This window comes from Methanooceanicella nereidis (genome assembly GCF_021023085.1).
Classification (GTDB): Archaea; Halobacteriota; Methanocellia; order Methanocellales; family Methanocellaceae; genus Methanooceanicella; species Methanooceanicella nereidis.
The window spans coordinates 32,873-58,185 of sequence record NZ_PGCK01000004.1 but is presented as its reverse complement, the minus strand read 5'-3'; the positions used below and the strand labels follow the sequence as shown (position 1 = coordinate 58,185).

General features: G+C 48.4%; 20 protein-coding genes. 7 read left to right on the top strand and 13 right to left on the bottom strand.

All coding sequences use genetic code 11. The features are described from left to right. Window positions 1–135: 135 nt before the first annotated feature. The 4 genes from CUJ83_RS05965 to CUJ83_RS05950 all read right to left on the bottom strand — a co-directional run bounded on the left by CUJ83_RS05965 (window position 136) and on the right by CUJ83_RS05950 (window position 5,872). Window positions 136–2,499 carry a DEAD/DEAH box helicase gene (locus CUJ83_RS05965; RefSeq protein WP_230741377.1) on the bottom strand — a complete coding sequence of 788 codons (2,364 nt, stop codon included), beginning with the start codon at window positions 2,497–2,499 and terminating at the stop codon, window positions 136–138. Between the two features lie 58 nt (window positions 2,500–2,557). Then, on the bottom strand, window positions 2,558–3,241 hold the full coding sequence (locus CUJ83_RS05960; RefSeq protein ID WP_230741376.1) for a diacylglycerol/polyprenol kinase family protein: 684 nt from the start codon (window positions 3,239–3,241) through the stop codon (window positions 2,558–2,560). Between the two features lie 2 nt (window positions 3,242–3,243). Beyond that, complete coding sequence (glyS, locus tag CUJ83_RS05955; RefSeq protein WP_230741375.1) at window positions 3,244–4,980, bottom strand: glycine--tRNA ligase; 1,737 nt, start codon at window positions 4,978–4,980, stop codon at window positions 3,244–3,246. Between the two features lie 466 nt (window positions 4,981–5,446). Beyond that, entirely contained in the window at window positions 5,447–5,872 is a 426-nt protein-coding gene (locus CUJ83_RS05950) for a transcriptional regulator TbsP domain-containing protein (protein WP_230741374.1), read from the bottom strand. 270 nt (window positions 5,873–6,142) lie between these two features. Between CUJ83_RS05950 and CUJ83_RS05945 the strand changes: the two genes are divergently transcribed. The 4 genes from CUJ83_RS05945 to CUJ83_RS05930 all read left to right on the top strand — a co-directional run bounded on the left by CUJ83_RS05945 (window position 6,143) and on the right by CUJ83_RS05930 (window position 8,850). Then, window positions 6,143–6,502: a hypothetical protein gene (locus CUJ83_RS05945; RefSeq protein WP_230741373.1), complete on the top strand. Its 360-nt coding sequence runs from the start codon at window positions 6,143–6,145 to the stop codon at window positions 6,500–6,502. A gap of 123 nt (window positions 6,503–6,625) precedes the next feature. Continuing rightward, window positions 6,626–7,435 (top strand): glycosyltransferase family 2 protein, encoded by an 810-nt coding sequence (locus CUJ83_RS05940; protein ID WP_230741372.1) that lies wholly within the window; start codon window positions 6,626–6,628, stop codon window positions 7,433–7,435. Window positions 7,436–7,852: 417 nt separating this feature from the next. Beyond that, window positions 7,853–8,104 carry a PRC-barrel domain-containing protein gene (locus CUJ83_RS05935; RefSeq protein ID WP_230741371.1) on the top strand — a complete coding sequence of 84 codons (252 nt, stop codon included), beginning with the start codon at window positions 7,853–7,855 and terminating at the stop codon, window positions 8,102–8,104. A 77-nt stretch (window positions 8,105–8,181) separates the two neighbouring features. Continuing rightward, a complete protein-coding gene (locus CUJ83_RS05930; RefSeq protein WP_230741370.1) occupies window positions 8,182–8,850 on the top strand; it encodes a DUF1614 domain-containing protein in 669 nt (222 codons plus the stop codon). A gap of 272 nt (window positions 8,851–9,122) precedes the next feature. Here CUJ83_RS05930 and hsp20 read toward each other — a convergent pair whose 3' ends face one another. From hsp20 to CUJ83_RS05895, 7 genes are all read right to left on the bottom strand, one after another. Further along, window positions 9,123–9,611, bottom strand: coding sequence for an archaeal heat shock protein Hsp20 (gene hsp20 / locus CUJ83_RS05925; protein ID WP_230741369.1), 489 nt, complete (start codon window positions 9,609–9,611; stop codon window positions 9,123–9,125). A gap of 59 nt (window positions 9,612–9,670) precedes the next feature. Continuing rightward, window positions 9,671–11,962, bottom strand: a complete 2,292-nt coding sequence (locus CUJ83_RS05920; protein ID WP_230741368.1) for a CDC48 family AAA ATPase — start codon at window positions 11,960–11,962, stop codon at window positions 9,671–9,673. 122 nt (window positions 11,963–12,084) lie between these two features. Next, the gene (locus tag CUJ83_RS05915; RefSeq protein ID WP_230741367.1) at window positions 12,085–12,744 is read right to left on the bottom strand and encodes an ArsR/SmtB family transcription factor; all 660 of its coding nucleotides are present in this window, start codon (window positions 12,742–12,744) and stop codon (window positions 12,085–12,087) included. Between the two features lie 140 nt (window positions 12,745–12,884). Then, entirely contained in the window at window positions 12,885–13,091 is a 207-nt protein-coding gene (locus CUJ83_RS05910) for a hypothetical protein (RefSeq protein WP_230741366.1), read from the bottom strand. A 458-nt stretch (window positions 13,092–13,549) separates the two neighbouring features. After that, on the bottom strand, window positions 13,550–15,028 hold the full coding sequence (gene guaB / locus CUJ83_RS05905) for an IMP dehydrogenase (protein WP_369423885.1): 1,479 nt from the start codon (window positions 15,026–15,028) through the stop codon (window positions 13,550–13,552). 367 nt (window positions 15,029–15,395) lie between these two features. After that, window positions 15,396–16,091: a (5-formylfuran-3-yl)methyl phosphate synthase gene (locus tag CUJ83_RS05900; protein WP_230741364.1), complete on the bottom strand. Its 696-nt coding sequence runs from the start codon at window positions 16,089–16,091 to the stop codon at window positions 15,396–15,398. 115 nt (window positions 16,092–16,206) lie between these two features. Then, window positions 16,207–17,640 carry a cytochrome c biogenesis protein gene (locus tag CUJ83_RS05895; RefSeq protein ID WP_230741363.1) on the bottom strand — a complete coding sequence of 478 codons (1,434 nt, stop codon included), beginning with the start codon at window positions 17,638–17,640 and terminating at the stop codon, window positions 16,207–16,209. Between the two features lie 197 nt (window positions 17,641–17,837). Between CUJ83_RS05895 and CUJ83_RS05890 the strand changes: the two genes are divergently transcribed. The 3 genes from CUJ83_RS05890 to CUJ83_RS05880 all read left to right on the top strand — a co-directional run bounded on the left by CUJ83_RS05890 (window position 17,838) and on the right by CUJ83_RS05880 (window position 22,920). Next, window positions 17,838–20,963 (top strand): PAS domain S-box protein, encoded by a 3,126-nt coding sequence (locus CUJ83_RS05890; protein WP_230741362.1) that lies wholly within the window; start codon window positions 17,838–17,840, stop codon window positions 20,961–20,963. 288 nt (window positions 20,964–21,251) lie between these two features. Further along, a complete protein-coding gene (locus tag CUJ83_RS05885; protein WP_230741361.1) occupies window positions 21,252–21,944 on the top strand; it encodes a HisA/HisF-related TIM barrel protein in 693 nt (230 codons plus the stop codon). Between the two features lies 1 nt (window position 21,945). Continuing rightward, window positions 21,946–22,920, top strand: coding sequence for a DHH family phosphoesterase (locus tag CUJ83_RS05880; RefSeq protein WP_230741360.1), 975 nt, complete (start codon window positions 21,946–21,948; stop codon window positions 22,918–22,920). Here the strand turns inward: CUJ83_RS05880 and CUJ83_RS05875 are convergent. Both CUJ83_RS05875 and CUJ83_RS05870 read right to left on the bottom strand, forming a co-directional pair. Continuing rightward, window positions 22,874–23,440 (bottom strand): TIGR00288 family NYN domain-containing protein, encoded by a 567-nt coding sequence (locus CUJ83_RS05875; protein WP_230741359.1) that lies wholly within the window; start codon window positions 23,438–23,440, stop codon window positions 22,874–22,876. The genes CUJ83_RS05880 and CUJ83_RS05875 overlap by 47 nt on opposite strands. Before the next feature lie 225 nt (window positions 23,441–23,665). After that, entirely contained in the window at window positions 23,666–25,168 is a 1,503-nt protein-coding gene (locus CUJ83_RS05870; RefSeq protein WP_439651962.1) for a 2-isopropylmalate synthase, read from the bottom strand. Window positions 25,169–25,313 lie beyond the last annotated feature (145 nt).

Here is a 25,313-nt window from a genome sequence, read left to right as displayed (position 1 = left end):
GAGAATTAGTGGTCCTTATTTGCCTTCGTGCGCTTTGTGGTGAAAGTTAGTGACCTTTGTGTACCTTTGTGGCAGAAAAACGATATAGTACATTACAAACCAGATGCACTACTTTGAGTTTTTCGTATTTTAAGATCACTTGTCTTTTAGCACATATTCGGCGTCGACTATCTCTCTGATCTTTCTTGCGGTCTTCACGCCTACTTTATCCACTGCCATAAGCTCCTCCTCGGAAGCCTCCATGATACCCCTTACCGAGCCGAAATGCTTCAGCAGGTTTTTGGCGATGACCGGCCCGACCTCGGATATGGCGGATACCAGATATTCCTGTCTCTCTGTCATGGTCTGGGATGATTTTTGCGCATGAGGGTTAACGGTCCTTTTTCTTTCAAGCTGCTCGCGCCTCGCAATGGTATACAGGAATGACGCTGTCTCGGACTCGCTTGCAGTGAACATGACGGGCATCCCGAAATCGATGGCTATTGAGGATATGATCCCCCGGATGACGTTCGGGTTTATCCTTCTTTTCGTATAGATCCCGTCTCCCTCGATTATCAGTAACGGCCTTACATATGCCTGTTTCATGGAGACTATCTGCTCAAAGAGGTTCCTGTTGGCATCGAAGATGGTGCTTAGAAAGTCATCCGCTGTCTTACGCTCCACGCATACGCGGTCGGATAAAATGTAATCTCCCACATCAAGCGTCTTCACTTTTATGCTAGCGTTCATGCTTTCAAGCTCTTTTACGACAGAGGACCGCATTTCCCTGGAATCCACATAGATCTCTATAGAATCCGATGGCTGTTCCCGGACGACATTCTCCGTCTCCTTTTTCTCTTCCTCTTTAAATTCCCCGAGCTTCATCTGTCCTGCAGGGACTACCATGTCATTTTCCCGGCCCGTCTCGCTCCCTCCGTCTATCCCCTGAGCAGGGTTTTCTATCTTTTCTACAATATCGCTCATATTCTGGCCGTCTTTCATGTTCTGCATGGTACGGTACATCTTTTTCTCTTTCCTCTGGCTGATAAAATAAGAGCCCTCGTCGCGGGTGCCCTTTGACATCAGGACTACTACCCGCCCGACAGCGTTCCTGCCGGTCCTGCCTCTCCTCTGTATGCTTCTGATCTCGGAAGGCACCGGCTCATAGAATAGTACCATATCCGTTGAAGGTATGTCGAGGCCTTCTTCGGCCACGGATGTCGCTATCAGGGTGTTATATTCCCCCGAGCGGAAAGCGTTGAGTATCTCCACCTGCTTTTTCTGGCTCAGTCCTTTATCGTTCAGTTTTGAAGCCTGGCCGACAAACCTTACGGGCTTGATTCCCGGCACACCTGCAAGGGTATTCGCCACTACGTCCGCGGTATCCCTGAAGTTCGTAAAGACGATGATCTTAGATGAAGGTTTATTAAAAAGCTGTTCAAGGACTATCTCCTTCACCTTTTCAGTCTTGGGGTTAGTCTCATCGGCATTATCAGCTACATAAATGGCTTTCTTGAGCCTTATGTCGTCCATCAGGCGCCTGGATGCCTTGCTGCCTCCCTTCCCCGATACTTCCTGCTTAAGCCTGTCGAAATATCTTTTTAAGGGGAGAACTCCCTGCGTCTGGATAAGGTCTACGGCATGCTCCACCTTCATGACCTCGGCGAGGATCGACACGGCCTTATAGCTTTCCGGGCTGCCTCCCTGTGCTATGTTCGCCTGAAGCCTTTGCTGGAGCATCAGCAGTTCCTTCTTATTGAGGTTAATATTACTGGAATAGATGACGCCCATCTCTTTCAGCTTTGTGAGGCGGTCGTCCATGATGGCCTCGAGCAGTATCCTGATCTCGTTGGCTTTATCCGGCACTCCGACCTTGACCCATTCGACATCCTTGTCATGGATATAAGGCGAGACGTCGGGATCGTCCTCCGTCTTTACCTCCACCCTTTCTATGAACAGGTTATTCTTTACCTCTAATATTTTATCGGGAGTGCTTCCCGGGGATGCCGTTATTCCCAGTACGAGCGGGTCGGAGGACTGCTCAAAGTATTTTTTAGCTATATACACATAAGAGTAATTACCTGTAGCCCTGTGGGACTCGTCGAAAACCACGAGCCTGACGTCTTTCAGGTCAAACCGCCTGCACATGATGTCATTTTCGATGACCTGGGGAGTAGAGACTATGACAGTGGACTCTTTCCATATCTCTTCTCTTTTCTCCGGGGATATGCTGCCGGTGAACACGGCTATCTTTTCCGGAGGCAAAGTCATTACCCTTCTGAAAAACGCGGCATGCTGCTCTACCAGCGGCTTTGTGGGAGAGAGTATCAGCACTTTGGATCCTTCGTGCCCGTAAAGCCTGTTGACCATGACGATAAGGGCTATTATTGTCTTGCCGAGGCCTGTCGGCAGCACGACTAAACATGACTTATCGAGTGCCCTGTCTGCCAGCGATAATTGATATGACCTGCTGGCGACTGTCTCCGGTACTATCAGAGGGTGGCTTATGAATTCCGACATGCCTGTGGCTATGTGGTTTCTCTGCCAATATATAACTTGCTAGAGCGCGATGAAATTATTATATCATCATGACCAGTGTCATGAAAGCGCCGGAAAGCAGCGGTATAGCGAGATTATCGTCTATGGTGAACCCGAGGATACGCCACGGGAAAGCATCTGCAATTACCGCGCCAATAGCTCCGGCAGCCGCGGCAAGTACGGTGATCGCGGGATAGAACAGGATCGCGATCGAGAAACAGATAGTGAACATGACCGCCATCAGTATGGGTGATTTAAAATTTTTTAACGAATAGGTAATGTCATCTATAGCTGTCTTGAAAATATTCTTCCCGGGCTTCGTGTCATAAGTACGGACTGCCGCCTTCCTGTTGCCTCGATACATGCTCAGTACGGCTCCCGCAAGGCCTGTCAGCGCATCGCCTATGTCGAGGAATAATAACGCTGCGACAGCGATATTCTTTTCGAACACGAGCACCGCTATGAACGTAGAGAGCAAAGCATAGAAGTAAGCTGCGACGGTGCCTTTCTCTTCATGGCCCCTCAGCAGGATCCCCGGAAATATGCTAATGCCTGACAGCCTGATAGCCTCGAGGACAAAAGCCACAGCTACGGCGATGCCAAGAAATATGATCATTATGTCCCGGGGGATGAAAAAATAATATAACAGAGGTATGAAGAAGCCGCTCGCGTGTATGGACTTCCTCGACACCTCTTTTAGAAAAAGGTCTTTGTCAAAGGGCATTATTATACTCTTTTCCCATACTCCGTTATGGGCTTGTTGCTCATGATGAGCCCGCCCAGTATGGGTACAAGGTCTTTTACAGGTGCCCTGACCTGGACCATCGAGTCCCTGTCCCTTATGGTGACGGTGTCGTCCTTCTCTATCGTGTCATAATCTATGGTCACGCAGAACGGGGTGCCCGCCTCATCGTTACGCCTGTACCTCTTTCCTATCGTTCCCGATTCGTCGTACTCGACGAAGAATCCGGCGCATTTAAGATCACGCGCTATGCTCTGTGCTTTGCCCGTAAGCGGCTCCCTGCTGAGAAGAGGCAATACGGCGACCGTTATCGGGGCCACGCCTCTTGCAAATCGCATGACGACGCGTTCCTCTCCGTCGGCTATGTCCTCATCGTAGGCGTGTTCAAGTACCGAGTACAGAGTCCTGTCAATCCCATAAGATGGCTCGACTACGTGCGGAATGATGTTCTCGCCGCTTACGTCGACCTCGACCGTCTTATGCTCGAAGAGGCTGCTGTCGATGATTATTTCCTCGCCGTCTATGTCAAGCTTCACTTCGGGCTTATCCAGCTCATCCTGTGACATAGATTTTAATGCGGCCATTATCTTGCCCGCCTTACCCTTATACCTGGGACCGATGACTCCCATGTTCGGGGTGACGACAGTCTTCATGACCTTCTTGGGGGTCTCATACGGCAGGAACACTGACAGGTCTACCTCGCTGCGGTTCTGGTGTGCGGTAAGGTCGTAGTTGGTACGGTCCGCTATGCCCACGATCTCTACCCATCCGAACCTGTCGAGCAGGACTTCCGCGTCCCAGCAGTCCGTGGCGTAATGCGCCCTTTCGTTCTTCAAATGCTGCCTGAACCTGAGGCGATTTTCGTCAATGCCCACGCTCACGAGGAACTGGTGTGTGAGCGCTACATAATAAGCGAGATACTGGTTGGCTATCGTGCCGTTAGCTACCGCTTCGCCTACGGTCATCTTCTTCGGCTCCGCGCCGGTCTCCTGGCAAGGCTCGTCATATAGCGGCAGCACAAGGTCCTTGACGGCATCGAAATTGGGATGCTTATCCTTGAACTCCGGGTTGACGAATACTTCCGCTTCAGCCTGTGTGAACTCCCTGAGCCTTATGACTCCCTGCCTGGGGGATATCTCGTTCCTGTACGACTTTCCTATCTGTGTGACGCCGAACGGGAGCTTTTCTCTGTAGAACCTTAACAGCCTCGGGAAGTCTACGAACATTCCCTGTGCGGTCTCCGGGCGCAGGTAGCCTCTCTTTTTCTGGCCGGGGCCTATCCATGTGGTGAACATAAGGTTAAAATCATAAACGTCGCCCAGCGCGCCGCCGCACTCCGGGCACTTGATGTTGTGCTTGTGAATGAGGTCGGTCATCTGCTGCTTGCTCAGGCCGTCCGGTATCTCCATCTGGCCCTTAATGATGTGGTCAGCCCTGAAAGATTCCTTACATTTTTCACAGGTGGTCATAGGATCAGCAAAGCCGCCCACGTGGCCTGACGCCTCAAAGATGGCCTCGACGCCTATGGTCGGTGCCTCGATCTCATAAAAACCCTCGCCGACGCAGTAAAACTTTCTCCACGCGTCCTCGATCTTCCTCTTTAATGTCGCGCCGAGAGGCCCGTAATCATAAAAGCCTGAGGCGCCTCCGTATATCTCAAAAGACGGCCATATGAACCCCCTGTTCTTGGCAAGCTCAAAGACCTTATCATACTTATCCATGTTCTCTCCTCTAGATGAAAGTTAACGCTCAAAAAATACTGTATTATCGGATATATCTTTTTGGATGGTAGAGAGAGTATACAATTTGTCATCATTGATCAATGTGTCTCATTTCCCCGATATTTGATATGTGCGAGATCATGGCCTTTAAGGCGAAAAGGATATGCCGCTTAATGCCCGATGGCAGCGACCTGCCCGTAAAAGGCATCTTTAAATAACGATCGATGGCCCCATTACAGAATTTTTAAAAGAACAATGACCTAAAAATACTGTCAAATAAAAAGATGACCGCCATTATGGCGGTACAAAATTTTTCCATAGCTTACACTATTGGAAAAATTTTTTCTCAACCCCCCACTTTGACTATAGCGAGCGCCGGGCCTTTTCCCCCTTGGCACGGCGCGTGTAAATGTAACAAGTGCGATCTTTGTGATAAGTATTATGTTACTTTATTACCGCAGGCTGTCTATATTACAGCTTTATCTTCAGAGTGGCTGCTGCTGAGCATCGTGCTCGGGTCGACGTTAAACATTTCCTTGAACGCGTTAGGGTTGAACCTTAACTTAAGCTTCGGCCTTCCCGGACCCTTGTTGTGCATGGATTCGGTGTATATGAGTCCCGCGCGGCGCATCTCGTATATGCGTCTGGAGAATGTCTCAACACTTGCGATCCCAAGTTTCAGCCCCGCTTCCCTTAAGTCCTTGTACAGGATATTGCTGTTAGCGCATGCCATTATGAATACGGACGTCGAGTCCCTGAAGGTATTCTTAATAGCGCTGAACCGTGGCTGGTTCACCTGGTCCATCATCTTTTCGAAGTCATTGGCGATATCTTCACCACATTGCTCCTTAATATTGGCTACTAATTCCTGAGAAGTGGAAATTTTTGTCATAATATATACCAAATCTTTTTTTACACTTAAATATTACGTTAATAGTAAAAAATTTCAAATAAAACTATTAACATTTTAAAAATTTTACTTAAATATTATAATTAATTTTACAACTTTTCCATATCGCCATTGCTTGTATATTAATCGGCAGTTTAAAAACCTATGGCTATAGAGGTACTAATCTCTTCATCTATTTAATTATTATGATTTGTTTGGCGAGAGGCATCATACAATAAATTTATATAATACCATATAAGCAAAAACTTAGAGATGATTATGGAACGGGGGCAGCAAAAAGCAAAAATGGACGTGAAACTTTTCGGGTATTATCCTGAGGCTCACTGTCTCACATGCCAGTCATTCCAGACATGCGGCGGGCAGTCGCACCTGGAAGATGAAGACAATGTAAAGAAATATTTACTGGATAAGTATGGCGACAGCATACAGGTATCGCTGGTAAACGTATTCTCTGAAGATGTTATGGGCTTCCCGGAGGTAACGGCATCCATCAAAAAGAACGGGCTCATGCTTCCGATAGTCATGATAGAGGGCAGGATAGTGCTGTTCGGCCATAAAGCCACCAACGAAGCCATATGCGAGGCAATTGATTCTGCGATGGCCGGCGCCTGAAATCAGGCCTTTTCTCGGGCATGGGCTAGTATAGCAACCTTTTCTTCGAATAATCGAAGGATTGTTGTTTTAATTTTTAAATAAGTATATTTTTTTATATATACTAATCAAGTAAGACAGCTTATGAAAACAGTCTCCATTGTCATCCCCACACTAAATGAAGAAGAGGGCATTGCCGAAGTCATCAATGCCATTCCCGTAAGAATCCTGAGAGATCAAGGTTACGATCCGGATATTGTCATTGTAGACGGCCGCTCGACTGACAGGACCGTGGAGATAGCGCGGTCGCTGGGAGCGCGCATTTTATACGATGAGCGGAAAGGCAAGGGGATGGCCATCGAGTCAGCTTTCAAACAGGTCCATTCTGATTATGTCATCATGCTTGACGGGGACAACACGTACCCTCCCGCGCATGTGCCGGAGATCCTCGAATGCTTAAAGTATTATGAGGTCGTGCTTGGCTCCAGGCTGTCGGGCAGGATCGATAAGGGCGCCATCACCCGGCTGAACCTTGCAGGGAACCATATGCTGACATGGCTGGCCAATCGCCTGTATAAGTCGAACATCACTGACCTATGCACAGGCTACTGGGGGTTCCGAGGATATGTCACGAACCAGATAAGGATATATGCGGCAGGGTTTGATCTGGAGGCCAACATTTTTACCGAGTGCGTAAAACACGGCTTTACAATAGGGGAGATACCTATCCATTACCGTGTCAGGAAAAGCATCTCAAAGCTCCGCCCCTCCGACGGCATAATGATAGCCGAGTCACTTGTGCTTAACGCGGGCGACCTTATAAGCGTCGCCGGCTCCATGTGGATGAGAAAGATGTACAGCAAGCATCTTATCTCAGGTAAAAGCCTTCGCAAAAGAAACGTAAAGATGAATGAAGCTTTTTCCGTAAAGCTCGGGACATATGGTAAAAAATAGCAGATATCAAATGTCATGTCCTGGTAATTGGATGGGTCATATTATCTTGACCTTTATGCTGTACATGGGGGTAATGCATTTTCATCTCAAAGAATATTCAAAGATCTCAAAGATTTTTTTAAAATGTAACGTTGAGTCTTTGAGAAGTCCTTTGGATATTTGAGATGAAAATGCATTATATCCGTTATACCATTGAACATCAATATCATCACTATTTAAGAAATAATCCCATTAACCAGAGAACATAAGATACACATTACTTAATATCTTATGATCATTCAATCACTCATACCGGCTTTCAATACGAAATTATATTAAATGGGAGAGCGGTAATATCTACGGTTATCATATCTATGGGCTGCCGCACGTTCTCAAAAACGGTTACGCGGCCGTAGGAGATGGATGCGAGGGATCACAATGGTTAAGATCATGGCAAAAAAGCTATCCAATAAGAAAGTGATGGGGACCGACGGGTCTGAGATGGGGATCCTGTATAATATTACCGTAGACCTAAGGACAGGCGACCTTGTCGACCTGCTTATACGTCCGGACATGACACTGAATGTCGAAAACTACCGCATGGAAGACGGGTTAGTGCACATACCTTTCACGGCTGTAAGGGCTGTAAAAGACTTTATTGTTGTTGATAAGAAAGCTTCGACCATTTAAGGCTCTAGTCCGGTCACATGAAAAAAAAATTTTTATTTTTACCCACGGCGCTACCATTTTATATTCTATTTCTGCTGGTGCCGTTCTTTCTCTTAGCGATCGTCGCCCTGTTCGGGTACGATGCCAGCTCCATGACCGAAAAAGTGCTGGGCTTGACGTCTCCGGTCTCTCTGGCGATATATCTGGCGATATTGCTCGGCAGCCTGGTGAACATCCCCGTATATGACTTTAAAAGCTCCTCAGACACCGAGCCAAAGTTTGTTTCATATATGGGCATGAGGTACCCGCTCCCGGTATGGCACGGTCATAAGACCGTGATCGCGATCAACCTGGGAGGATGCATAATATCCGGGGCACTGGGAATTTATCTGGCATGGACCATGCCGTTGTTGCCTCTGCTGCTGACCGTGATAATTGTGGCGCTGGCAGTATACGCCACCGCACAGCCAGTCAGGAGCGTCGGCGTTATTGTGCCGGTATGGATACCCCCTGTAGTGTCCATAATAACCTCGTTCATAGCCATATACCTGTACGCGGACGGCAACAATTTCTTCGACCTTGCCAGGATGGCTTTTCCTGCCGGTGTCTTCGGCACTATCGCAGGCGCGAACGTGCTTCATGCAAAGAGCATTCGAAGGCTTGGCGCCAGCGTGGTGAGCGCGGGCGGAGTGGGCACTTTTGAAAGTATACTTATCACGGGCATGATCTCCACGATCATCGCCGCCCTGCTCGGGGGAGCAGCTTAGCGGTATTTTCCCTCTTTTATTCTATCATCTTTTTCACCACTAAGGGCACGAAGGCGAACAAGGACCACAAAAAATTTTTTTTGTTTATGTTACCTTCTAAAAATGTTCTTTGTGGTCCTTGTTCGCCTTCGTGCCCTTAGTGGTAAAAAAGTAGCGTGACTTTATTGCCTTTGCGATCGACCTGGTCCATGATGAACTAACATCTTTAAAAAACTGATCGTGTTTTATATATGCCTTTCAAGCATTAAAATAAAGAAATGGAGGATGTAGAATCACTCTACATTGATCCTCTTTTTGCTCTTTGTTCTCTTTTCCTTCTTTAATGTGACCTCGAGGACGCCGTTCTTGTAAGTCGCCTTTGCGCTATCGAGGTCTACGTTCGCGGGCAACTCAACGGTCTCATTATAGCTTCTTGGCCCGCGCGAGGCCTTTATCAGAAGCTCACGCCCTGATACGTCAAGATCTACGTCTTCCTTTTCTATGCCGGGCATCTCGGCGACGATGTGTACCGTGTCCTCTGTGTCAAAAACGTCGATGAGCGGTCTTCTCTCGCCTATCTCCATCTGGGTCTTACCGGGGTATACGTTCCCGAACTCTCTGACCTCCGGCTCTTCACCGGGTCTCTGGCTGTATGAGAACCCGTATATGAACGGGGTTTCGGTACCCATTTTTGGCTCTGCGGCCTCCATTTCTTTTATCATCTGGTTGAATATCTCATCGAAGTCCCTGAACAGGTCAAATGGGTCTCTTCGTCTTCTCATTTTATTTTATCCTCCTGATCAAAAAAATATCCCGGATACCCTGCGGTATCCGCTCTGTCCTAAAATGCTGCCTTAGGCTCGATCTTCTTTTTCTCTTCCTTTTCCGGCTTTTTTTCAGCCTTTAAGGCACTGGACTCCTCTGCTTCCTCTTCGATGTCCGTCGTCAATCTTGCGAACTCATCCGCGAGTTTCTCATAACGGTGCATCATATCTCTTGAGGTGGTCGGCTTCACTTTCTTGAGCGCCGCATCGAAGTGCTTCATCGATATCTTGATCTTATCTGCGTTCTGCTTTGCCTGTTCGGGCGTCATCCCTGTGGTTATATGATCCCTTATGGCCAGCATCGACGCTTCACGGCAAACTGCCTCGATATCAGCGCCCACGTAATGCGGTGTGCGCCTGGCAAGATCCTCGACGTTCACGTCCTTGTCTATCGGCTTACCCTTCAAGTGTATCTTGAATATGTCGACACGCGACTTTTCGTCCGGCGGGGCTATGTAAAGGAGCCTGTCCAGCCTTCCCGGCCTCAGGAGCGCCGTATCCACCATGTCCGGCCTGTTCGTGGCCGCGAGGACGACTACGTTCTGTAGCTCTTCCAGCCCGTCCAGCTCCGTCAGCATCTGGCTGACCACTCTCTCGGTTACGTGAGAGTCAAAGCTCTGTCCCCTGGTAGGTGCGATGGCATCGATCTCGTCGAAGAATATTATCGTCGGCGCGTTCTGCCTCGCCTTGCGGAAAGTCTCCCTTACGGCTTTTTCCGATTCGCCGACATACTTCGAGAGCACTTCCGGCCCCTTTATGCTGATAAAGTTGGCCTCGGACTCGTTCGCCACAGCCTTAGCCAGGAGCGTCTTGCCCGTTCCCGGTGGCCCGAATATTAGAATGCCCTTTGGCGGCCTTGTATTGACCACCTGGAACACCTCTTTATACTTTAAAGGCCACTCGACCGATTCCCTGAGCTCCTGCTTAACCTTATCAAGGCCGCCAACATCTTCCCATTTAATGTTAGGGACCTCGACGAACACTTCTCTCATAGCCGAGGGCTCGACGTTCTTTAACGCCTCAGAGAAGTCCTCGTTCGTTATCTGCAGGTTATCAAGGATGTCCGAGGGGATCTCCTTCTCGATGTCGATCTCCGGGAGTATCTTACGGAGCGCATGCATGGCAGCTTCTTTACACAGGGCAGCCAGGTCGGCCCCTACGAACCCGTGGGTTATCTCGGCGAACCTGTCCAGGTTGACATTTCCGGCAAGCGGCATGCCTCTCGTGTGGACATGTAATATCTCGAGACGGCCGTTCTTATCCGGAACGCCTATCTCTATTTCCCTGTCAAACCTGCCGCCCCTTCTCAGTGCGGGGTCAACCGCGTTAGGCCTGTTCGTCGCCGCTACGACAACGACCTGGCCGCGGGCCTGAAGCCCGTCCATCAGCGAGAGAAGCTGTGCGACCACCCTTCTTTCGACCTCCCCCGTGACCTCTTCACGCTTCGGGGCTATCGAATCGATCTCGTCTATGAATATGATCGAAGGCGCGTTATCCTCCGCCTCTTTGAAGATGTCCCTGAGCTGCTTCTCCGACTCGCCATAATATTTGGACATGATCTCGGGGCCGCTGATGTTAATGAAATGGGCGTCAGTCTCGCTGGCTACCGCCTTCGCGATCATTGTCTTACCCGTGCCCGGCGGGCCATACAGGAGTACGCCCTTCGGCGGGTCGATGCCCAGCTTCTGGAAAAGCTCAGGATGCCTGAGCGGGAGCTCAATCATCTCCCTGACAAGGCCTATCTCTCTCCTTAAGCCTCCTATGTCCTCATAGGATACCCTTGGCACCTTTTCAATTCTCTCCGATACCGGCTTATCGCTTATAGTGATCTCTGTCCTTCTGTCAGGTATGACAGTCCCGGACGGCCTCGTGTTTGTGACCACGAACGTCATCGGGCTGCCCAGCATCTCTACCCTTATGGTCTGGCCTTTCGATACGGGCCTTCCTTCGAGTAGTTTTTGTAAATAGTATTCCCCTCCCGTTATCCTGATGGGCTGGGTAGGTGCGAGAGTGACCTTCTCTGCTGGCTTTGCCTGTATCTTTCTTACCTTTACGCGGTCGTCTATGCCGACCTTGGCGTTAGCCCTTATGGTCCCGTCTATAAGTATGACCCCTTTACCTTCTTCGCTCGGATATCCGGGCCATACTACGGCTGTCGCGGTCGCTCCCTTGCCTTCTATCTCTATGATGTCACCGCTGACCATGCCCAGCTGTCTCATCGTCTCCATATCGATACGGGCTATGCCTCTGCCCACATCTCTATGGTAGGCTTCCTGTACGCGCAGGGTTACTTCGGATTTTTCAGCCATTTAAATTCTCACCTCTCTAAAGCATTCGTAATTATAATCCCTATTCTTCGATGTCTCGAATTTTCCGTGATTTTTCCCGGATACTCTCAATATTTTGTCAGATATTGTGCGTCTTTCTTCTCTCATGCAATGCTCCATAGGCCCTTTTCATATGTCAGTAGGCCTCTTTTCATAAGCTTTGCAAGCTCTGACCTGGCAACGTTGTCCGGTATATGTAGCCTGCTAACGATCTCGTCATAGCTAGTGGGGCCGCGTACCAGCATATATAGAAGCTCTGCCTCTATCTGGTCGGCGGCGATCTCGTTTATGATATCTATGCACATCCCTGTGATCTCGGACATCATGCCCTGTACCGATCTCTGAGCTTCCTGAAGCTCTATGCTCGACCTGTTAAGCCTCTGGAACTCCTCGTATAAGTGTTTCAAAGAGTACTCAAGGTCTTTCTTTAGCGCTACCTCTTCGGCGTATTTATCGTGAAGCATTTTTTGCTCGTCCGCTTCTATGTCCACCCTGCTAACATTTACCCGGAACATGAGGGGCGATATGGACACCTCTATCCGTACGTTGTTAGCGATCTCGTAGTATTTTCGCCTCTGCTGGTCGTAAAAACTTTCAACGAGCCCGGCATCCTCAAGTATCTTAAGGTGGTCGATGATCGCCTTTGGGGATACTTTTAGCTCCTCCGATATCTCCGTGACATAGCAGGGACGGTAAGACAGCAGCGTCAGTATATTACGCCTGTTCTCGTTTCCCAGTATGTCAAGCAGGTATGCCATATCCATACTATCAATTACATTTTGTTAGTATTACTTGTATATAAAATTTTCTATCAGAACGGCCGGATATGCGCTTACTAAATTTATCAAAAAATTAAATCGAGGTCAGTAAAGACGATCGATATAAAAATAAAAGGTTTTAACTATCAACATCCGCAGGCTGCGTTATTTTGCTGGGAAACACAGTTCCCGTTCTCGCCGTCACAGCCATCGCATGAGGCACATTCGCCATTCTGGACGGTCGAGTAGTAGTAATCATCATAATACCCACCATCGCCGCAGCAACAGCAGCAGCCAGTGACTGAGAGCGCGATTGCGATCAATAAAATTCCGATAGCGATCTTTTTCATCATAAAATCCACCTCAATGCCATATACCTTTTAACCTTATATAAATATTGTTTAAAAAGGCATCGATAGGCCAACTGTCAATGATTGAGTATAAAAAGTTATTGGCTCCGTGTTTCTGTGAAATTAGTTTTACATGTACCCGCTAATTACCTTAAATGAACTACCCTTTGTAGTGTGAGCGATTAGTTTGCTGGGTAATAATATTCTTGCTTTATAGGATGAAATGATGGCGATCTTATGCCGTACATGGATTGGAGATATTTCCATCTCAAAGGCTTAACGCCTTTTTAGATAAACGTCTACCATTGAGCTCGTTGAGTCTTTGAGATTAAGAAATGACGATATGCTCACATCATAAAACAACAAATTTATGACACACGGCATTTGGAAATACGGAAAATTCGAAATAAAAAAGATTAAAAATGAAATATTAACGCCACGGGGCGTCAAATTCCATTTCGTCACTGCCTTGTCGATAGGGGATAGTTGGGCGCCTCGTCAGTTATCATGATGTCGTGCGGGTGGCTTTCAGTCATGCCCGACGGTGTCACTCTTATGAACTTTGATTTTTCTCTCATTTCCTTTATGTTCATTGCGCCGCAGTAGCCCATAGAGGACTTGACCCCTCCTATAAGCTGGTAGATAATGTCGCTGACAGTGCCCCTGTACGGGATGGCGCCTTCCACCCCTTCCGGTACGAATTTCGTCTTTCCCAGCTCGCGATTCGAATCCTGGAAATACCTGTCCGAGCATTCGCCGCCCGCCATTGCGCCGAGCGATCCCATGCCCCTGTACTGTTTGTATCTTCTTCCCTTTATCGTGATGAGCCTTCCGGGGGCTTCCCTGGTGCCTGCCATCAGGTTGCCGAGCATTATGGATTCAGCGCCGGCTGCTATTGCCTTGGCGATGTCTCCGGAGAACCTGACCCCTCCGTCTGCTATTATCGGGACGCCATGCTCTTTCGCGACATCCACGGCCTCTGCTATTGCCGTAAGCTGAGGCACTCCGACTCCAGCCACGATCCTGGTCGTGCATATGGAACCGGGGCCGACTCCTACCTTGATGCCATCGGCGAACCCTATCAGTTCCTGGGCTGCATCGCCTGTAGCGATGTTGCCTACCACGACATCTGCCGAGACCATCTTCTTAATGCGCCTTGCCGACTCGACCACTCTCATGTTATGCGCATGGGCACAGTCGACACATATCGCGTCCACTCCCGCCTTATCCAGGGCCATCGCTCTCTCTATGTCGAATGGGCCAACAGCGGCGGCTACGCAAAGCTGGTCATTGCCATTCTTATTTGCGTTGGGGTACTGTCTCTTCTCGAGGATGTTCTGCATCGTGATGATGCCGATGAGGGTCCCATCCTCGTTAATGATGGGCAGCCTCTCGATCTTATTCTCATACATGATGTCGATGGCTTCGTCGATCTTCACTTCTTCTGTCGCCGTTACGACATCCCTTGTCATGACATCGCTGATCTTTTTATTGGGATCGGTCTTTACTATCGGCCTTATATCCCTGCGGCTGATAATGCCTACGAGCCTTCCTTCATCGATGATAGGTATGCCGCTAATGCTCTGCTCCTTCATTATTCTCCATACCATGCCTATAGTCTGGCCCGGGCTGGCTGTGGTCACCTCTCTCATGAGGATCTCTTCGCCGCGCTTTACCTTCCTTACTTCCTCTACCTGCTGTTCTCTGGGCATGTTACGGTGAATGACTCCTATGCCGCCTTCGCGGGCCATCGCTATCGCCATCTCGGACTCGGTGACGGTATCCATGGCTGCGCTGACGATAGGTACGTTTAAGCTGATATTCTTTGAAAACCTGGACTTTACATCAGTGTGATCTGGTTCCACATAGGACCTGCTTGGGACCAGCAAAACATCATCAAATGTGATTCCTTGGGGGGCATCTAATTTTTTTAAGAACACGGTAAATCACCATATACCCTTTTGGGTAACTATAGCAGAATCTAGTATTAATAAATTTCTCCAAATAGTGCTTTTATAATAACCTGGCTTTTAATGGCATGAGGTTTACGTTTCCTTATTTAATGAGCTGTCATATGCTATCGTATAACATGCGATGATTATTATTTATTTAAAATTATTATGTAATATTTATTTTAAAATGAAAATTATGCTCCAGTATGCTTTATCGTTCCCGATCACGGCCATTTAGCCCTTATGATATTTAGCGCTCAATATTACTTAACAGATGAGAAAGCGCGCTATGGAAACGGTTCGTATGCGGATGGAGTATTAAAAAGCCAAAATCTAAAGAGAATTAAAAAGGTGTTTAGTTTATCATGCTCTTGAGCTTTGTCACGAGCTCGGACCTTATGCCGTCGTTCCTGTCGCCGCCGCACACGAGGCCGCGCACGCCTATTATGTCGGGATCGATCCTGTTTATCATCTCGATGTCATCGAATTTTATGGAGCCTGCAAGCGCGCACTTGAGCCCGTTCTTGTGGGCGAGGCCGCAAAATGCGTTAAGCTCTTCCTCATCCATGAACTCGAATGTAGATTTTCCGTCCTTGATGCCCGTGTCGACCATGACGACATCGCATCCAGCCTTCTTTGCCACGGGCGGAAGCTTTAGCGCCGGTATTGAGCCTATCCGTGAGTAGTCCGAGTATGCTGAAGCTACGACTATCCTGCCGGGGTCATACGACTTTACTGACTTTACTATGCCAGAGAGGACTTCAAAGGCTTCTTCCTCAGTGTGGATGTCATAGAGGCCTACTTTGATATACTGGGCCCCTGATACCGCAGCGCCCAGCGCGGCAAGAGATGCCGTTCCCGGCTTATAGTTGAAGTCACCGATCGTCGCACTTAGAGGCTTTGAGACTTTTGATTTTATTGACTGTATCACCCACGGGAAATTGGCACCAAGCGAACCTTCTTTTGGGTTCTTGACATCTATGATGTCCGCGCCTCCCATTTCCGAAGTGATCGCCTCTTCGACATTTATCGGACTGACTAATAGCTTCATGCAAAACACCTTATATCATTTTGATATATAACCCTTACCATCGGCTCAATCCCGATAAGCGATTAAGCTATCAAGAAAGAGATCTTTTATAAATAAAGTCCCGGTCAAGCTGCTATTACAGGTATCCCAGCAGAAATGCCGAAGCCAGAAGGGCAAGTACTATGCCTGTGAACACTTTTATCTTTACCCGGTGCTTGTGCCTGAACTCGTCGACCTTTTCCGGCTTCATTCCGAGCGTGATGATCAGGCCGATGAATAAAAGAGGAAGTATTACGCCCATGTTATAGATCAGAAGATATGCGAGCAGGCTTCCGGTGTCTTTCGTGTAGATCATCGCTCCCAGTATCGCTATGTATATGCCGCCCACGCAAGGCATTTTGATCAGGCCGAATACCAGCCCAAGAATAAAGTTTGCTATGACGTGAAATTTATTATAGAATGGCTTGAACTTCCTTAAGAATTGCTTAAACACGGAATCTCTGCTGCCGTATTTGTATGTCTCGTACGCGTCGTAGAATTCCCACAGGGATAGCAGTCCCAGTATCACTATCAAAGCTGTCCTTATCATCTCCTCAAAAGACGGGATATACTCCAGCAACGTGAGGAAACCTATCCCCATGAGTATGTAGACGACCAGAAGCCCTGCGCAGAATGATAATATCCTTATCAATATTTCCCCATGGCTTCCTTTTGAAGAGAGGGTTGCTGTGGCGATGAAGACCATTATCGCAAGCAGGCAGGGGTTGACTCCCGCCGCAAGCCCTGCTAAAAATACTGTGATGGCAGAAAGCTTTTTTATAAGCATCGTCGGCGTTTCAGGACAGATGATGGTTTGCTTTCCATCAGAGTCTATATATTCGATGACCTGGGCTGGCAGATATTTTACGTTATTGTCGATAGTGACATTGCAGGTAACGCAGTGTCTCTCTCCGGGCAGGATCGTGCCGCTCCATGATCCATCGCCGGATACTATCTTCACACCCTCGCATATGCCTCCGGATAAGTTGATCCTGAGGGGCTCGTTCCCGATATTGGTGATGCATGTCTGAACGCGAATAATGTCCCTTTCATTTTCTATTCTTTCTACCGTTCTTTCCATTTCCAGGGGCGGTTTATACTTTATGGCTTCCCCCAGTTTACTCTTTAGTATCTCCTTAAGCTCCCGCGTGTCGCCTCCAAAATCTTCGAACCTTATGACGGTATGGTTATCTATTATGATGGCAGGCACGGAAGAGATCCCAAATTTCCGTACATATTCCATGCCTTCCGGCGAGTGAAAATCCGTCTCCTTTAGATTTATCCTGATGCCGGTGCTTTTTTGCGACTCCTCTATCGTTTGCCTGATCACCGGCTCCGACTGCTCGCAATTAAAACAGCTTTTACTATAGATGTATATCACATTGACATCGCGCTTCAGGCCCGTCCCGCCGGCATCAGTCAGCGGCATGGACGATGTGTATATGGAAAATACCTGTGATAACAGTAGTAAGAGCGCTATCAGCAACAGTGGCTTCCTTATCAGCTGATTGAAGGGCTTCGATAGATTCATCCAAACAATACAGGATTGTCATATATTTATAAAATTATATTTTTATATGCGAATCATCAAGACATCATATCAAACTAAATACTGCCCGCTCAAATAGTATCTTATTATTTTAGCGCATCATATTAATAAAATAAATTAAACAAATATATTGATGTTCTATTATTGCCGGGAAATTCCCGCAAAGTTGAGGCAGGACCATGAAGTCTCATGAGGGGCAGGATATAACGGACAGGTCTGTCACGCAGGGCAAGTATGCCAGGATAAAGAAGCTCTTCAGGGAAAGAAAACATTTTTTTTCCAGGCTATTGAATTCGCTCGACGAAGGCATACTCATTGTCCGGGGAGATCGAATACCCGTTATAAATGAGACGTTCATGAAAATATTCGAAATCGACCATAGGCCTTCAAAGATCGGGGAGATACCCCGCTCCGAGATATTTTGTAAGATGCTCCCCGATATTCGCCGCGCAGGCTCTGAAAAGATAATGCTAAAAAGGACATATTCGGGTGTGACCTCAAAAGGGGGGATCGTCACCGTTGACGTGTCGATAGGGCCTATCGATCACGATGGCAGGCCTTGTGTCCTTTGCAGGTCCATGTTACCGGTAATGCGCGAGCAATATGATGACCAATTTATGAGGCAGACATGGGAAGATTTTGCCGAGGACGCCCCGGTAGGGATCTTTATTACAAAGGGCATGAAAGTCCTGTATTTGAATAAGCTCTGCGCAAAAATGCTGGGTAGAAAGAAAGAAGATCTGCTCGGATGCGCTTTGATGAGCATATACTTACCGGAGGAAAAAGAAGCCATCGTCTTAAAATGCGAGGATGCCGTTAAGTCTAAAAACCCGCTGGAATTAGAGTTCAAGGTGATGGGAGGAACCGGCGAGTACAGCTGGATATATCTTAAGGCCATACCTATATTCGAAAATCGCTACGGGGTCCCGTACTATCAAGGAATAACGATCGACGTCTCAAAGCGAAGAATGGCCGAGAAGATCATGCTCAGGCGAAGCAGGCAGCTTGAGGTATTATCATACACAGGCCAGCAGATAAATAAGGTGTTAAAGATCGACGTCGTGATGCGTACGCTGGTCAGGTCAGCCATGGAGCTGACAGGCGCGGAATCAGGCGCCTCTGGCCTTGTCAGCGACGGGAAAATGGTTTTTACAGAGTATAATAAAAAAGGAGATATCCTGCCCGTACATTATCTATTCGTTCCGGGATACGGCGTGCCGGGGCTGGTCCTGGAAACAAAGAAGCCGTACATAAGCAATGACACCGGGCATGACCCTCACGTTATCCAGGAGATCCGTAAGGAGCTCGGGTTCTATAATATGGTGGACGTGCCGATATTGAACCGGAACGGCGATGTCCTGGGGTGTTTTGAGATACATAATAAATCGGGCCATCTTCCGTTCGACGACGAGGACGTTAATATGCTCAACGGGCTGGCGGCCAGCGCTGCGATAGCTCTTGAGAACTCCGGGATGATGAACGACCTGGAAAAGGCTGAAAAGAACCTAAGGCAAACCGCCTCCGAATTACAGGCTGTGCTTGACGCATTTCCCGACATTTACATCAGGCTGGGCAAGGATGGGACAATACTTGATTATCATTCGGGAAGCAATAGGGGAATATCATCCGGGCCGGATAGCCACATCGGCAGAAAAATAAAAGAGATAATACCGGCAGAGGTGTACGAAAAGGTTAAAGACGCCATAAAAAAGGCGTATGATACGGGGTCAATAGTCAGTACAGAATACTCGACGGTGGAAAACGGAGAAAGGCATGTGTTCGAGGCCAGGCTGGTCCCGTTCATCGAGGATCAGATACTGTCCGTAATAAGGGACATAACCGATCAAAAACATGCGGAAGAAGCCCTCAGGTCGAGCGAAGAAAAGTTCAGGGTACTGGCCGAGACAGTGGGGTCAGCTATCCTGATATTTAACAATGACAGGTTTTGCTATGCTAACCCTGCGTCCGAGCGTATAACCGGATATGGGCGGGATGAACTATTATCTATGAATTTTTGGGAAAAGGTCCATCCCCTTGACAGGGAAATGGTGATCGAAAGAGGATCAAGGAGGCTTCGCGGCGAGGACGTCCTTTCCAGGTACCAGTTCAGGATCATAGCGAAGTGCGGGGAGGTCAAATGGCTGGACGTGACGTCGTGCATGATAAAATATAATAACAGGCCTTCTATCCTTGCAACCTGCTTTGATATCACTGACATCAAAAGGGCGCAAGAGCGTATCATGGAGGCGGAACGTTATGCAAGAAGCCTTATCGAGGCAAACCTGGACGCGCTTGTCACGATCGACAGGTCAGGGCTTATAACCGATGTCAATAAGGCTACAGAGCAGCTTACGGGGTTCTCCAGGGAAGAGCTCATCGGCACCGATTTTTCAAGATATTTCACCGAGCCCGAAAAAGCTGTCACAGGATATCAGATGGTTTTCACCCGGGGTATAGTAAGGGATTATCCCCTCGAGATAAGGAATAAGGACCGCACCGTCACGCCCGTATCCTATAATGCTTCGATATACCGTGATTCTAATGGGACCATTGCCGGAGTGTTCGCGTCCGCAAGGGATCTCACAGAGCTGAAAAAGGCTACGGAAGAGGTCGAACGCGCTAAGGACTTTGCCGAGCTATACCTTGATATTATGAGCCATGATATCAATAATTCTAATCACGCAGGACTGGGATTTTTAGAGCTGGCAGAGATGGATTCCGCCACGTCCCCCTCTCAAAAACTATACCTAGAAAAGGCCGCGGACGCGTTTAAAAGCAGTTCCGAGATAATCGAGAGCGTTAGGAAGATACAAAAAATTAGCCAGGAAACACTGTCCATAGAAAAAATTGACCTTGACGAGAGCATAAAAGAAGCCATAGAACGGTCGTCGCAGCCTGACTTTAAACAGGTCAAGATCGATTATAGGCCGGTGCAGGGGTTCTGTGTAATGGCTAACAGCCTTCTTGCGGAAGTCTTCATTAACCTTATAGGGAACTCTATCAAACACTCACAAGGCGACGTTGAAATTTACATCCGTATAGAGAAAGAGTTACGGGACGGGATAGAGATGTATAACATCATTGTGGAAGATAATGGTCCCGGCATACCTGACTCATTAAAGCCTTTCATTTTCCAGCGCTTTGAACGCGGCCCCACAAAAGCACGCGGAAAAGGCCTGGGGCTATACATAGTAAAAATGCTGATCGAGAATATGCGGGGCGAGGTATGCATCAGAGATCGAGTCCCTGGAGATAGCAATAAGGGATCCAGTTTCATAGTCACTCTGCCGGCATGCGAAGAATAAAGTCATTAATGGCTCACAGGTCCATAATTTTTTTTAAAGAATATGATAACATTCTAAAAAAAGTCCTTTATGCACCCTTTGTGATGAAAAATAGGGGTGCTATAAAACAGTGGAAATTCGGGCGGGTCATTAACACGTTTTTTCGTAAAAATCCGGATACTGACAAACAGTGATCATCAGTATCGGACTTTTTTCAGATCAAACAGGCTACTATCCTGCTAAAAAGCCCATAACTTTTAATTTCCGATTTAGTACGGTTATAAATAACTTAAAGTTATATGGGATACCATGATGCGGTGCATACTGGCATGCGACCTTAAAGGCGGTATCGTTGTCAGGGGAGTTAAAGGCGAACGTGACCGTTATAGGCCGATAAGCGAGTCAAGCACTATCGTCGGCACGTCCATACCGGAAGAAGTCATTAAGGCGATCCGGCCGAAAGAGACTTACATAGCCGATCTTGACCGTATTACGGGCGCAGGCGGCAATTTAGGGACAATAGCATCCCTTTCGAGGTTCACCCGGACGATGTCGGACACAGGCGCGTCGACACTGCATGACGTGGAAGAGACCCGTAAGGTCTCAGACGCGGTCATACTGGGCACCGAGACCGCATCGATGGAACTTATTCGAGAATGTCAGGGAAAGGGCGTCTACGTCAGCCTTGACATGAAACATGGAAAAATGATGTCCAGGGACCCTGTCTTTAATGCCGGGCCAATAGGATCCTTAAAGATGCTGAACGAGGTAGACCTTGCAGGCATAATCCTGCTTGATGTAGGTCGTGTCGGTTCCGGCGAAGGAATAGACCTTGAAATGATGAAAAACGCCGTCTCCATGTCAAAGCATAAGGTCATCGCCGGTGGAGGCGTCAGGGACGTCGACGATCTTTTGTCGCTTGAAAAATGCGGTGCAGACGGCGCGATAATCGCTTCCGCTGTCCACTTCGGCAAAGTGCCGCTGGAAATGCTGCGAGGTTAACATGGTGCTTGTAGATGAAAAACAATTTTACGAAAACCTGAAAAGTTATGATAATATCCTGTTCCTGTGCCACAGGAACGCAGACGCTGACTCAGCAGGTAGCGCATACGCCCTCTGGAGACTGTTTGGCGGCACCATCGGCGTCCAGGACAGCATGAGCACCATGGCTTCAATGTTATGCGACAGGCTTAAGGTCAACGTCGTGATCAGGCCTAAACTATCGAATTATGACATCGTCGTCGTGGTCGATACCTCTAACCTTGTACAGACCGGCTATAAGGAAATAAAAAAATTCGCGGTCATTGACCATCATAAGCCCGGGGACCTTATCGGCGCGTGTGAGCTCGCTCTGTCAAGAATGGCCTCGTCCACGTCCGAGCTCGTCTACTCAGTCTACATGAAGAACGGCATATCTCTGGATAGCGATGTGGCGTTCGCGCTCGTCCTGGCAGTTGTCACGGATACCGGCCATTTCCGGTACGCACAGCCCGATGTCTTTGACATGGTCGGGGAAATGCTGCGCAGCGGCGGCATTAATTATGCAGACATATCCGAGTTCCTGTCACAGGTGCCTGTAGACCTGTCATGCAGGATCGCCATGCTGAAAGCGGCATCAAGGCTGAACCTAACGAGGTCGGGAGACTTTTTGATCGCGGATACTAAAGTGAGCTCGTTCGGGGCCCAATCCGCAACGTCATTGATAAGCCTCGGGGCCGATGTGGTATTCGTAGGATCCGAAAAAGAGGGCGAAAAGAGGATCTCCGGTCGTGTCAGGCGCGGCATAGACCTGGACCTGTCTGCATTGCTTGCGGAAGTGGGGACAAAGTTCGGAGGAAGCGGCGGCGGCCATGCGGCGGCGGCCGGCGTAGTCATAAAAGGCGATCTTGATAAGGCGCTTAAGGAATGCGTATCTATGGCTGAAAAGGCTCTTACTGGTTTACGGCCTCAGCCTCAACCTCGACGTCCCCTTTGCTGACCTCGTGCCAGTCGCTGCCGTCAAATACGATGACGTAATCGGCCACGTTTTTAAGGGCTATCGATAATCCCGGCTCAGCACCGAACACAATAGTCTCCTTGCCGTACATGTTCGCCTTTGAAAGCACGGGCTTAAAATCCGCGTCCCTTGTCACTATCGCCAGAGTGTCGATATTCTGGTTGAACACGAGCTCCATGGCATCGACGGCAAGCCTCACGTCGACATCGCCCGAGCCTATGATCGGCTCGAATCCCTGGTTCTCTATGGCTTCCACAAGCTTATCGGAAGCATACTGGTTGAGGAATACTTTACCCACTTTGATGTCGCCGTATCTTTTCATGATGTCCCTTACCACCTCAAGGTCTATCTGGAACTCTTTCCTTAGCATGTTAGGGCCGTCCACCAGGAGCGCAATGCGTTTTCTGTCTTTGCCTTTATCTTTAAAAAAAGAGCTCTTTATCTTATCGAGTTTAAAAGGATTTTTAATAGGCGCAATAATAGAATTTTTTATGGGTGTCATTATTAAAGCTCCGATATCAATATGATAATTAAATATTTACTGAAAGTTAAAGCTTATAAAGATATAATACTGTCGCAAAATCCGAACGGCTTGAGGATAAGGCTGTCCTGCCGCAAACGGCTTTTAAGCATGCGTCGGCGTTAAAATGTAAGACATGACAATGCCATAAAAATAAAAACACCATAGCAATGAAGCTATGGTATTAAAACCTATCAGGGCTGCCGGCTATTTTTTTGGCACTGCAGAGAGCCTGTTCATGGCGTTTACAAGAGCTTCGACAGAGGCCATGACTATGTCCTCCCGTGCGGCCCTGGCTGTGACCATTCTTCCTTTACTGTCCTCTACGCCTACCATGACCTCGGCAAGGGCATCAGAACCTCCCGTGATGGCATCGATCCTGAACTCCTTCAGCCTCATCTCATTGCCGTCCACAAGGCTTTCCACGGCCTTCAATGCGGCATCCACGGGACCGACTCCGGTCATCGCTCCCACGTAAGGTTTGCCGTCCAGGGTCAGGCGGACCGTTGCTGTCGAAGTGACCCTGTTACCGGTCATCACGGACAGCTCTTCGAGCATGATCCTTTTCTCCGTATGCGCCACCTCGCCCATCACTGCCTCTGTGATGGCATAGAGGTCGACATCGGTGACCTTTTTACCCTTGTCCCCCAGGTCTTTTACCCTCTCCAGTATGGCGTTCAGCTCCTTATCCGAAGGCTCCAGCCCCGCATCGTTAAGGATCTTCTTGACCGCATGCTTGCCGGTATGCTTGCCAAGCACAAGCCTGCGCTGGTGGCCGACCATCTCGGGGGTCATTATGCCCGGCTCAAAGGTCTTGCTTTCCTTAATTACGCCATGGCTGTGAATACCCGACTCATGGGAGAAGGCGTTAGCGCCTATTATGGGCTGTGTCGGCGGTATCTGTATCCCCGAATACCTCTCTATGAGGCGCGCGGTCTCGACAAGATATTTAGTCTTGATACCCGTCTCAAGCCCGTATACAGACTCCAGGGTCATCACCGTCTGGGAAAGGTCAGCGTTGCCGGCGCGTTCTCCCAGGCTATTCATGGTGACCTGTATCTGGCTCGCCCCGGATTCCACCGCAGCCAGGCTGTTTGCCACTGCAAGTCCGAAATCGTTGTGGCAGTGTACGGCTATAGGTATCCGGACCGACCTGTACACGTCCGATACGAGCATCCTCATGGTCGGGGGCGAAGAAACGCCGACGGTATCTGGAATGTTTATGATGTCGGCTCCCGCGTCCTCGACGGCTCTGGCGATACTTATGAGATAGTCCGTATCCGTTCTGGTGGCGTCCATCGCCGAGAACATGCATTCGAGGCCATGCCCCTTAATGTACTCTACGGCGTTTATCGCCATTTCTACGACCTCTTCGCGGGTTTTTTTGATAGTGTGCTCACGCTGGATGTCGGATGTGGATACAAAAGTATGCACCATTTTAACATCGGAGTCGATGCAAGCGTCAATGTCTGCTTTTATGACGCGCGCGAGGCCGCAAACGGTACAGTCCAGGCCAAGTGATGCGATATCCTTTACAGAGGCTTTATCGCCTGCAGAAGATATGGGAAAACCCGCTTCGATGACATCCACGCCAAGCCTGTCAAGCTGTCGGGCGATGTCTATTTTCATTTCAGGTGTGAAAGACACACCGGGCGTCTGCTCTCCGTCGCGGAGAGTCGTGTCAAAAATCTGTATGTTCTTATGTGGTATGTTCTCTAGTTCGATCTTATAAAAAACGATCCCTCATGTGAATCACATTTGGTAATATGGTTTTGAGTATATAACATTTCCCATTATAATCCGTTATATTTTCCTAATTATCATTTAGGAAGTTTTATTGACGTATTGCGAAATT